Consider the following 2,021-nt stretch of genomic DNA (forward strand, 5'->3'; position numbering starts at 1 on the left):
CCAGGGACACAAGGATTTTCAGTCCTTTGCTCTACCAACTGAGCTAAGGTACCTCGCCAAAGCGGTTGCAAATATATATTCATTTTTACTATTCGCCAAAATAAAAATACAAAAAATTATAGTTTATTGTTATTTAATTGATGTGCTTAAATTTAAATGCTAATATTATAAAATAATTAAGAATTTAATTGTTATTGGTTTTGTAAATTTAGCGTTTTATGAATATATGAATTTAATTGTAGATGTTGGTAATACCTATGTAAAATTTGCTGTTTTTAAGGGTGATAGGATTTTAAGAAAAGATATTATTAAGCTAGATCACCTTATAAAGTATTTTAATTCTTTAAAGAAGGAATATAGATCTATAAATAAAGCTATTATATCATCGGTGGGAAAATTGAATGACAAAGATGTTAGTTACATAGACAGAGAAGTAGATTTAATGCTTTTAAATTCTGAAACGAAACTACCTTTTAAAAATTTATATAGCACGCCAAAAACTTTAGGGATAGATAGAATAGCTTTGGTTAGTGCATCAGTAAATCAGTTTCCTGAAAAAAATGCTTTAGTGATTGATGCTGGTACCTGCATCACTTATGATTTTATAACATCTAAGAACGAGTATTTAGGTGGTGCTATTTCTCCTGGAATTCGTATGCGTTATAAATCGTTAAATAATTTAACGGCTAATTTACCGTTATTAGAAACAGAAATTCCAAATTCTATAACAGGAAACTCAACAAATACTTCAATACATTCTGGAGTAGTAAATGGCATTTTAAAAGAAATTGAGGGTGTGATTGAAGAATATGAACAAAAATATCCGGATTTAACAGTTATTTTAACAGGAGGCGATGCTAATTTCTTGTCTAAACAATTAAAAAGTAGCATATTTGCCAACTCTAATTTTCTTTTAGAGGGACTAAACTATATTTTACAATTTAATTCAAACTAATGATAAAAAAACTTGTAATAGTTTTTATTGCGTTTTTTGCAATTCAGAGTTACGCACAACAAGGCACAGCTTCACCATACTCGTTTTATGGTATTGGTAGCCTTAAATTCAAAGGAACCGTTGAAAACAGAAGTATGGGTGGGTTAAGCATTTATACCGATAGTATTCATGTTAATTTACGTAACCCAGCCTCTTATGCTGGTGAAAATCTAGCTTTTTATAATAAAGAAACTAGACCAGTTAAGTTTACAGTTGGAGGGAGTTATTCTAGCATAGATTTAAAAAGTAATTCGGGTAGTGATAAGGCTACAGCAACTACATTTGATTATTTAGCATTGTCTGTCCCTATGGGTAAGTTTGGTTTAGGATTCGGATTAATGCCCTATACATCGGTAGGATATAAGTTAGAATCTCTTGATGGGTCGGGAAATATTGAAAATAGATTTAGAGGCGAAGGTGGTGTTAATAAAGCTTATTTGGGGCTTGGGTATATGCTTGTAAAAGGATTAAGTATTGGTGTTGATGCAAATTATAATTTTGGAAATATTCAAAATGCAACTATTGAATTTCTTTATGATGACGAAGGTGTGCTTACTCAATATCAATCTCGTGAGGCTAACAGATCAGACTTAAGCGGTTTAAATTTTAACATTGGGTTATCCTATAAAAGAATGTTAAATGAAAAGCTAGAGTTTGTTTCTGGCATTACATTTTCACCAGAAAGTAGCTTAACCTCAAAAAACGAGCGTTCGTTTTCTACAATAACTATTAATCCTACAACTGGACAAGAATTTACAATTAATACTATTGAACTAGATCTTGAAGCTAGTGGTTTAAAAGAAACAGATTTAATTATACCTTCTAAATTTTCATTTGGAGCTGGTATAGGAGAGCCAAGAAAATGGTTTGTGGGCGCAGAATATACAACTCAAAAAACCAGTAATTTTTCTAATGCCTTATACAGTAGCGGTGCTACTAAATTTGAAGATGCATCAACTATTTCTTTCGGTGGATTTTTTATACCTAATTATAATACGCTTAACGGATACTTTAAACGTGTTGTATA

2 protein-coding genes are annotated in these 2,021 nt (G+C 30.9%); both read left to right on the forward strand.

The genetic code is table 11. The annotated features are described in order from the left end of the window. Positions 1-226: 226 nt before the first annotated feature. Positions 227-955 (forward strand): type III pantothenate kinase, encoded by a 729-nt coding sequence (locus AADI82_RS15020; protein WP_341217219.1) that lies wholly within the window; start codon positions 227-229, stop codon positions 953-955. Next, positions 955-2,021 (forward strand): hypothetical protein (locus tag AADI82_RS15025; RefSeq protein ID WP_341217220.1); only part of this gene is annotated, 1,067 nt, incomplete at its 3' end. The genes AADI82_RS15020 and AADI82_RS15025, both read left to right, overlap by 1 nt.

The organism is uncultured Wocania sp., assembly GCF_964021735.1.
In the GTDB taxonomy this organism is placed as follows: domain Bacteria; phylum Bacteroidota; class Bacteroidia; order Flavobacteriales; family Flavobacteriaceae; genus Wocania_A.